Origin of the sequence: Rubrivirga sp., assembly GCF_049648075.1 — a bacterium.
Taxonomy (GTDB): Bacteria; Bacteroidota; Rhodothermia; order Rhodothermales; family Rubricoccaceae; genus Rubrivirga.
On sequence record NZ_JBARYR010000457.1, the window covers coordinates 1 to 8,423 of the forward strand.

The following is an 8,423-nucleotide window of genomic DNA, read 5'->3' on the forward strand; positions in this document are numbered from 1 at the left end:
CGCACTCGCTCGCGTCCTCGAGGCCGCCCCGTCGGACGGCGTGACGCCCGAGTCGGTCGGAGCCGAGCGGCTGGCCCCGCTGCTCCGCGCTCTCCGTCTGGCCGACCGTCGCTGGTCCGACCTCGAGGCCGAAGCTCGAGACACGCTCTCGGACCCGCGCGTGTCCCGGATCGCTGCCCTCGACGTCGCGCTCACGAACGGCCTGCTCGTCTTCGGCGACGCCCTTCGAGGTCGCCGGGCGGACCCGACGAAGCTCTACACCCACTCGTGGTTTCCAACACTGCGCGACTCGACCGGCGCGGAGTTCGCCGCCCTCGAGGACGCCATCCGCGACGGCGACGGCCGCGCCGTCCTCGATGCACTGGACGAGCTCCGACCGCCGCACGCCGGGTACCAGCGGCTGCGGCAACGCCTCGCCTCTCTTCACCAGCCCCTCGCTCCAGTACCCTCCGGTCCCGTCCTCGAGGCCGGACAGCACTCGGTCCGTGTCCCCCACGTTCGTGCGCGGCTCGAGGCCCTGGGTTACGCCCGTCCCGACACGCTCTCGGCGTGGGAGCGGCCCAACCCGTACGTCTTCGACGACTCGCTCGCGGCGGCGCTCGGCCGCTTCGAGGACGCCAACGGGCTGGACCGTGACAGCGTCCTCGACGCGACGGTGACGGAGAGGCTCAACGAGGACCCCGCTGGGCTGCGCGACCAGATCGTGCTCAACCTCGAGCGCTGGCGCTGGCTCCCCGACGACCTGGGCGAGCACTTCGTCTGGGTCAACCTGCCGTCGTTCGAGATCCGCGTTTTGCAGCGCGAGGACGGTGACGATCACGGGGACGCCTACGCCGAGCGCTTGAGGATGCCGGCCAACATCGGCAACGCGCTGACGGCGGGCTGGACGACGCCGGTCATCACCGACTCGGTCCACACCGTCGAGTTTCAGCCGGCGTGGTACGTCCCGGCCTCGCTCGCCGCCGCCGACGTCTTCCCGCGAGCCCAAGCCGACAGCCTGGCGCTGTGGCGGGCCGGCTTCGAGGTCTACCAGAACGGAGCCCCGGTCGACTCGCGGCTGGTCCAGTGGGATTCGGTCTCCGTCAGTCAGTTCCGGTTCGTGCAGCGGCCGGGGCCGGGGAATCCGTTGGGCCGGGTCAAGTTCTTGATGCACAACCCGTACGCGATCCTGATCCACGACACGAACAAGCGCTACACGTTCGACGACGGCGCCGGGTCGTCGATGTCGAGCGGCTGCGTCCAGGCCGGCGCGCCGGACGAGCTTGCGGAGTACCTGCTGACGTCGGTCAACGGCTGGGAGCCCGGCGAGGCAGCGCGGGCGTGGCGGGGCGGCCCGAGGCGCGGCGTGCGCCTGGAGCAACCGTTCCTGAGCCACTTCACCTACTTCACGGCCTGGGCCGAGACCGACGGCTCGCTGCGGATCTACCAGGACCCGTACAGCTACGACCCGCGCCTAGCGAGCGCCCTCGGCCTCGAAGGCCGCCCGGCCGGCGCAGCCTCCACGCCCGATGCCTGAGTCGACCGCCCGGCGCCGTATCAACTGGGGCGTGCTGGGCGTCGAGGCTGGGGCCATCTTCCTGAGCGTCCTGCTCGGGTTCGGCGTGGCCGAGTGGCGCGACGCCCGCGACCGCGACCAGCGCCATGCCGACATCTTGGACGCGTTCGCCCTCGAGGTCGCCGACACTCGCGACGACCTGGTTCGAGGCGGGATCTACCACCACTGGCTCGCCCGAGAGGTGGAGGCCGGCATCGAGGACGGGAGCGTCGTGCGGTTTCGCGACGCGTTTCGGATCGAGGGCATGAACGGATTCAACTCGCTCCGGCTCGAGCGCGCGGCCTGGGAGACGGCGACCGCGACGGGCGACGTCGCGCTTCTCGGCTTTGAAACAGCTAGCGCGCTGTGGCGGCTCTACAACGCCCAGGCCGTGATCGACGCCGAGCAGACACGCCTCCGGGCCATCGCCCTCGAGACGATAGGGACCGCCGAGGGCGCTCCTGCCAGCCAGTTCGTCCCCCTTTTGCAGGAGTTCAACTCGCTCGAGCGCGACCTTCTCCGCCTCTCCAACGCCGCCCTCGAGGCCGTCGCCGACGAGCGCGGCGTCGCACCGCCGGAGCCCATCGAGGCCGACGTGTTCGAGCGCAACCCCTTCGCCGAGACCTCCGACACCCGCTGACTCATGCGCGCCCTCGTCCTCGCAGCTCTCGCCCCGCTCGCCGCCGCCCAGACCGTCGCGCCAGAGGACGCGCCTGTCGTCCTCGACGGCCGCTGCGAGACCGGCGTCCCCATGCCGACCCTCGACCTCGAGGGCGCGGACCCCGCCTCGATGCCGGCGCTCGACCTCGAGGACGAATCGACGGCGGTCCCGATGCCCAACTTCTGTGGCGACGTGGTCGCTCTCGCTTTCGAGGCTCCGGTCCTCGAGGTGCTTCCGTTCGAGCCCCCCCTCTTCCGAGGCCGGCGTTTCGCCCCTGGCTCGACGCTCGACGGCACCCCTCGATGGTTCGAGCGCTACCGCCTCGGGCGCGGGGACGCTCCGTTGCCGCCGGGCATTCCACGCCTACTTCCCTCTCCCCTCGTCGACCCCCTGGTTGCCCCGCCCGACGAACGCCCGTAGCTTGGTCGCATGACGCAGCGCGCGCACCATTCCGTCTGGCCCTGGTGGCACCCCACTCTCACAGTGGGCGGACGGCTGATGGCCTGACGCTAGCGCGCACCCTTTGCGAGCCCACTGTTCATCCGAGCAGGGGGCTTTTTCATTTTCAGCCCCCGTTCTAGACCGCCGGTTCTCGGTTCTCCCCCGACTCTACCGCTACCCTTTCCCTCCCCTCCACCTCGCCCTCGAGGCCGACCGACTGTGACGCTTACCGAGTTTGAGACCATCGTCCGCGACCAGCTCCCGGCTGGCGGCCGGCTGGCGGTCCCGGTCTACGTCCGGCGCTCCGCGGACCTACTGACGCCGGTCTCGGCGTACCTCGCGCTGCGCGAGCCAGGCCAGTTCGGCTTTCTGTTCGAGTCCGTCGAGGGCGGAGAACGGCTCGGCCGCTACTCGTTCCTGGGCCGGAGCCCCTACTTGGTGGTCGAGTCGCGCGGAAGCCGCGTCCGACTCCACCGCCCGGCCGGCAGCTACTCCGGCGACGGCGCTCCCCACGACGTGGAGCCAGTGGACGGCACCATCTTCGAGGTCTTGGGCCGTCTGCTGGCAGAGACTGAGCAAGCGCAAGTCTCCGGTCTGCCTCGCCTGAACGGCGGCGCCGTCGGGTTCGTCGGCTATGACGCCGTCCGCCAGCTCGAGGACCTGCCGCCGAGCCCGCCCGACACCCTCGGCCTGCCCGACGCCGTCTGGGGCTTCTACGACACCGTCGCCGCGTTCGACCGCGTCAAGCACCAACTGGTGCTCATGGCGACCGTCTTCGTCGACGCCGACACAGACCTGCGAGAATCCTACGCCGAGGCCACCGAGCGGCTCGTCGTCCTCGAGGACGACTTGTTAACCGGCGCGATGCCCGGCGAGCCCGTCCGTCTGCTCGCCCAAGAGCCCTCGTCCTCCGTTGCCCAGCCCGACTACGAGGCGGCCGTCCGACGCGGCAAGGAGTACATCATCGAGGGCGACATCTTCCAGGTCGTCCTCAGCCAGCGGTTCGCGATGCCCTTCGAGGGCGACCGGTTCAACCTCTACCGCGCGCTCCGCCAGGTCAACCCGAGCCCCTACCTCTTCTACTTCGACGTCGACGGCCTCGAGGACGACGACACCGGCTTTTCGCTCGTCGGCTCGTCGCCTGAGGTGTTGACGCGGGTCGACGCGCGAGGCCCGGACCGGCGTGCGATCGTGCTTCCCATCGCTGGCACGCGGCGCCGCGGCCAGACCGACCTCGAGGACGCGGACCTGGCGGACGACTTGCTGTCGGATCCGAAGGAGCGGGCTGAACACCTGATGCTGGTCGACCTGGGCCGCAATGACCTGGGCCGTGTGTCCGAGACCGGGACGGTGACCGTGGATCGCTACGCCGAGGTCGAGCGGTTCAGCCACGTCATGCACCTGGTGTCGTCGGTGTCCGGCGCCGTCGCGGACCGGCCTGCGACCGACGTGCTCGCAGCGTGCTTCCCGGCCGGCACGGTGTCTGGCGCTCCGAAAGTCCGCGCGATGGAGATCATCGACGAACTCGAAACGGTTCGGCGTGGTCCATACGCCGGCGCGGTCGGCTACGCCGGCTTCGACGGCGCGCTCGACACCTGCATCGCGATCCGCACGATGGTCGTCAAGGACGAGGTCGCCTACGTCCAGGCCGGCGCCGGCGTCGTCGCCGACTCAGATCCGACGGCCGAGGTCGAGGAGACCAAAGCCAAAGCCGCCGCCCTGTTCGCCGCCATGCGCTCCGCCACGTCCGATCTGTTGTGACGGTTCAGGGTTCAGAGGTTTGCTGCGCCTTCGCTGCGCGGTCAGGGTTCGCAAGGACCGGCACCTCTGAACCCTGAGCCGCAAGGCCGACGCAGTCAACCCTGAACCACCTACCCACATGTTTCCTGCCCTCCGCCCGATCCTGAACAAAGGCGGCGCCGGACGCTACATCTCCCGCGAGGAGAGCGTCACGCGCCTGCTGCCCGTCGCTCAGCGCCACCTCGACCTGCTCCACCGCTACGACGGCGTGTTGGCTGCGATGCCCATCGGGCCGGGTCGCGAGCGCATCGACGCGATGATGCCGTACCTCCGCACCGAGATCGCCAAGATGTCCGAGACGATCCTGAGCCTGGGTGGCACGCCTCCGACGGGCGTCGACCGCGACCCGGCCGGGCCGACCGCCGGCGACAACAAGTCGCTGTTGCAGAGCCTGCTCGACGCCGAGAAAGATTTCGGCGGCGCGCTCCGCCACGAGGCCGACGAGGTCCACCACCAGGAGCGGACTCGGGCCATCCTGGGCCACAACGCCGACGCCTCTACCTCCCGGATCGACCTTCTCCGCGACGTCGTCGCCAACCACTCGAGCTAGTCCCGTCCTCGAGGACGCGACCTCGATGGTCTCGAGGGCGATCCCCAGCACGCCGCCGACCTCGAGGACGGACCGAAATGCAGACGCCCCGTGGGACGTCTAACCTGACATGACTGACTCCTCTCCCCTACCCGTCGTCGTCTCCGGCATCCAGCCGTCGGGGACGTTGCACCTGGGCAACTACTTCGGCGCGCTGCGTCAGAACATCGCGCTCGCAAACGACGAGTCGAGGCGCGAGGAGGCGTTCCTGTTCATCGTCGACTACCACGCGCTGACGACGCTACGCGACGCCGAGGCGCTTCGGCGGTACACGATGGACGTGGCCCTCGACTACCTCGCGCTCGGCCTCGACCCGGAGAAGGCGTCGCTGTTCGTGCAGTCGGACGTGCCACAACTCTCGGAGCTGACCTGGATCTTCCTGTGCCTCACACCGACGTCGCTGCTCGAAAAGGGGGTCGCCTACAAGGACAAGGTGGCCCAGGGGCTCGGCGCGAATGGCGGGCTCCTGACCTACCCGATCCTCCAGGCCGCCGACATCTTGGCGTACACGTCGCCCGGCCGCGGCCTGTTGGTCCCCGTCGGCGCGGACCAGAAGCAGAACCTCGAGATCAGCCGGGACACGGCCTCCCGCTTCAACCAGACCTTCCTCGAGGACGCGCCTCTCTTCCCGCTCCCAGAGCCGTTCATCCTGGACGAGGTCTCGGTCATCCCCGGGACCGACGGCCGCAAGATGTCGAAGAGCTACGGCAACACGATCGGCATCTTCGACCAAGGCAAGGCGCTCAAGAAGACCGTCATGTCGATCGTCTCGGACTCGACCCCCCTCGAGGACGCGAAGGACCCGGACGCCGACAACACGTTCGCCCTCATCCGCTTGCTCGCCAACGACGACGAACGCGAGGAGATCGCCGCTTCCTATCGCGCCGGCGGCTACGGCTACGGCCACGCCAAGAAGGAACTGATCCGCCTAATCGACCGCCAGTTCGGCGAGGCCCGGGAGCGACGCCGAGAGCTCGCCGAGCACCCGGATCGTGTCCGCGCCATCCTCGAGGACGGCGCCGCTGCGGCCCGCGCACGAGCGTCGGAGGTCATGGCGGAGGTCCGCGACGCTGTTGGGTTTTTAAACCCTCGAGGCCGGTCAGGACAGAGTGCCCCGACTCACCTGCTCAACTGGTAACCGAGATGATCCTGGTCATCGACAACTACGACTCGTTCACGTACAATCTGGTCCACCTGGTGGGCGCGGTCACGGACGACTACCGCGTGGTCCGCAACGACGCGCTCGACCTCGAGGGCGTCGCGGAGCTGGCGCCGGACGGGATTTTGATCTCACCCGGGCCGGGCCGCCCCGACCAAGCCGGGATCAGCGAGGCGGTCATCGAGCGGTTCGGCGAGACGACGCCCATCTTCGGCGTCTGCCTCGGTCACCAGGCCATCGGCGAGGTGTTCGGTGGCCGCGTCGTCCACGCGCCGACGCTGATGCACGGCAAGACGTCCCACGTCCAGCACGACGGCAAAAGCGTTTTCCAAGGCGTCGAGGACGACTTCGTCGCGACCCGCTACCACTCGCTCGTCCTCGACCGCGCCTCGCTCCCGTCCGTCCTCGAGGTCTCGGCCGAGACCGCCGACGGCGTCGTGATGGGGCTCCGCCACCGCTCGTTCCCCATCGAGGGCGTCCAGTTCCACCCCGAGTCGATCCTGACCACGGAGGGACCGAGGATGGTGAGGAACTGGGTCACCGCCACGCTAGCGCAGTCGGGTTCAGGGTTCAGGGTTCAGGGTTCGTCGGCGGGCGACATCGAGGTCGGTTCGCCGGAGGTGCAGTAGTGGCGGGGTTCAAACGGTTCGAGGACATCGAAGCCTGGCAGATCGCGCGGGAGCTGAATCTCGAGGTATACCGGGCGACTAGGTCTGGTGCTTTTTCCCGCGACTTCGGGCTTCGCGATCAGATCCGGAGAGCCTCGATCTCGGTCTCCTCCAACATTGCGGAGGGGTTTGCTCGTCGCACACCAAAAGACTTTGCCCGCTTCCTGACCATCGCACGCGCTTCCGCCGCCGAGGTCTGCTCCCAACTCTACCTCGCTCTCGACCTCGAGTACGTCGCACACGACGACTTCGACAGACTCTACCGCCTCGCCCAACGTGCAGGTGGCTCATGCGGTGGCTTGATCCGCTACCTCCGCTCCTCAGGCCCAGCCGCCGTCCGCGAACCTGAAGAGGTCTGGACCCTCGAGGACGTGAACCCTGAACCCGGAACCCCGAACCTTTGACTCTCAAACCCCTCCTCCAGTCCGTCGCCGAAGGCGAGACGCTGAGCCAGTCTCAGGCCGAGTCCGCCATGCACGTGATGCTGAGCGGCGACGCCGAGCCGGCCCAGATCGCCGGGCTCCTGATGGGGCTCCGCTCGCGCGGCGAGACGCTCGACGAGCTGACCGGCTTCACCAAGGTGATGCGCGACTACGCCGTCCCGGTCGACGCCGGCGACCTCGACCCGATCGACCTGTGCGGGACCGGCGGCGACCACGCCGGCACGTTCAACATCTCGACGGCCGCGAGCTTCGTCGCCGCCGGAGCGGGCGTGCCCGTGGCGAAGCACGGCAACAAGGGGGTCTCGTCCTCGAGTGGGTCCGCCGACGTCCTGTCGTCGCTCGGCGTCCGCGCCGACCTCGATGCCGAGGGCGCCGCGCGGTGTCTGCGGGAGACCGGGATCGCGTTCTTGTTCGCGCCTCAGTTCCACCCGGCGCTGAAGCACGTCGGGCCGGTTCGGCGCGCGCTGGGCGTGCGGACGTTCTTCAACATCCTGGGGCCGCTGTGCAACCCGGCCGGCGTCAAGCGGCAACTGATCGGCGCGTTCTCGGACGAGGTCGCCCGGATGATGGCGCAGATCCTGATGCGGTTGGGCAGCGAGCACGTTGTCGTGGTCTACGCGCACGACGGACTCGATGAGCTGAGCACGACGAGCCCGACGACGATCTACCAGACCGGGAGCCACGCCTTCGAGGGCGGGCTGCTGGAGCAGGAGATCGTGCCCGAGCGGTTCGGGTTGGCCCGGGTCTCGGCCGCCGCGCTCCAGGGCGGGACGCCCGAAGAGAACGCCGAGATCGTCCGCGGCGTGCTGGGCGGCGAAGCCGGGCCTCAGGCCGACGTCGTGCTCCTCAACGCGGCCTACGCGCTGCTCGCCTCCGGCGAGTTCGCCGACCTCGACGCGTGCCTCCAAGCCGCGCGCGAAAGCGTCGGAAGCGGAGCCGCCCTCGCCAAGCTGGACGCGCTCGTCGAAGCGTCGTCCGACATCGCAGAGGCGGCTTAGTGGCGACCATCCTAGACCAGATCCTCGTCGACACGCGCGCTCTCGTCGACGAACGCAAGGCGGTCACGCCGGCCGCGGCCTTGATGCGCCGCCCCGCCTTCCACGCGCCGACGCTGTCGCTCGCGAGAGC

9 protein-coding genes are annotated in these 8,423 nt (G+C 69.2%); all 9 read left to right on the forward strand.

Annotated elements, in window-relative coordinates:
- On the forward strand, positions 1 to 1,516 hold a 1,516-nt coding region (locus tag WBA11_RS13050; protein ID WP_424521111.1), incomplete at its 5' end, for a L,D-transpeptidase family protein.
- Positions 1,509 to 2,174 carry a hypothetical protein gene (locus WBA11_RS13055; RefSeq protein ID WP_424521112.1) on the forward strand — a complete coding sequence of 222 codons (666 nt, stop codon included), beginning with the start codon at positions 1,509 to 1,511 and terminating at the stop codon, positions 2,172 to 2,174. The genes WBA11_RS13050 and WBA11_RS13055, both read left to right, overlap by 8 nt.
- Before the next feature lie 3 nt (positions 2,175 to 2,177).
- On the forward strand, positions 2,178 to 2,615 hold the full coding sequence (locus WBA11_RS13060) for a hypothetical protein (protein ID WP_424521113.1): 438 nt from the start codon (positions 2,178 to 2,180) through the stop codon (positions 2,613 to 2,615).
- A 240-nt stretch (positions 2,616 to 2,855) separates the two neighbouring features.
- Complete coding sequence (trpE, locus tag WBA11_RS13065) at positions 2,856 to 4,397, forward strand: anthranilate synthase component I (protein ID WP_424521114.1); 1,542 nt, start codon at positions 2,856 to 2,858, stop codon at positions 4,395 to 4,397.
- Between the two features lie 118 nt (positions 4,398 to 4,515).
- Positions 4,516 to 4,986, forward strand: coding sequence for a hypothetical protein (locus tag WBA11_RS13070; RefSeq protein WP_424521115.1), 471 nt, complete (start codon positions 4,516 to 4,518; stop codon positions 4,984 to 4,986).
- A gap of 109 nt (positions 4,987 to 5,095) precedes the next feature.
- The gene (gene trpS / locus WBA11_RS13075; protein WP_424521116.1) at positions 5,096 to 6,163 is read left to right on the forward strand and encodes a tryptophan--tRNA ligase; all 1,068 of its coding nucleotides are present in this window, start codon (positions 5,096 to 5,098) and stop codon (positions 6,161 to 6,163) included.
- 5 nt (positions 6,164 to 6,168) lie between these two features.
- Positions 6,169 to 6,813, forward strand: coding sequence for an anthranilate synthase component II (locus tag WBA11_RS13080; protein WP_424521117.1), 645 nt, complete (start codon positions 6,169 to 6,171; stop codon positions 6,811 to 6,813).
- Entirely contained in the window at positions 6,813 to 7,256 is a 444-nt protein-coding gene (locus WBA11_RS13085; protein ID WP_424521118.1) for a four helix bundle protein, read from the forward strand. Before WBA11_RS13080 ends, WBA11_RS13085 begins: the two co-directional genes overlap by 1 nt.
- Entirely contained in the window at positions 7,253 to 8,293 is a 1,041-nt protein-coding gene (gene trpD / locus WBA11_RS13090; protein ID WP_424521119.1) for an anthranilate phosphoribosyltransferase, read from the forward strand. Before WBA11_RS13085 ends, trpD begins: the two co-directional genes overlap by 4 nt.
- Positions 8,294 to 8,423: the final 130 nt, after the last annotated feature.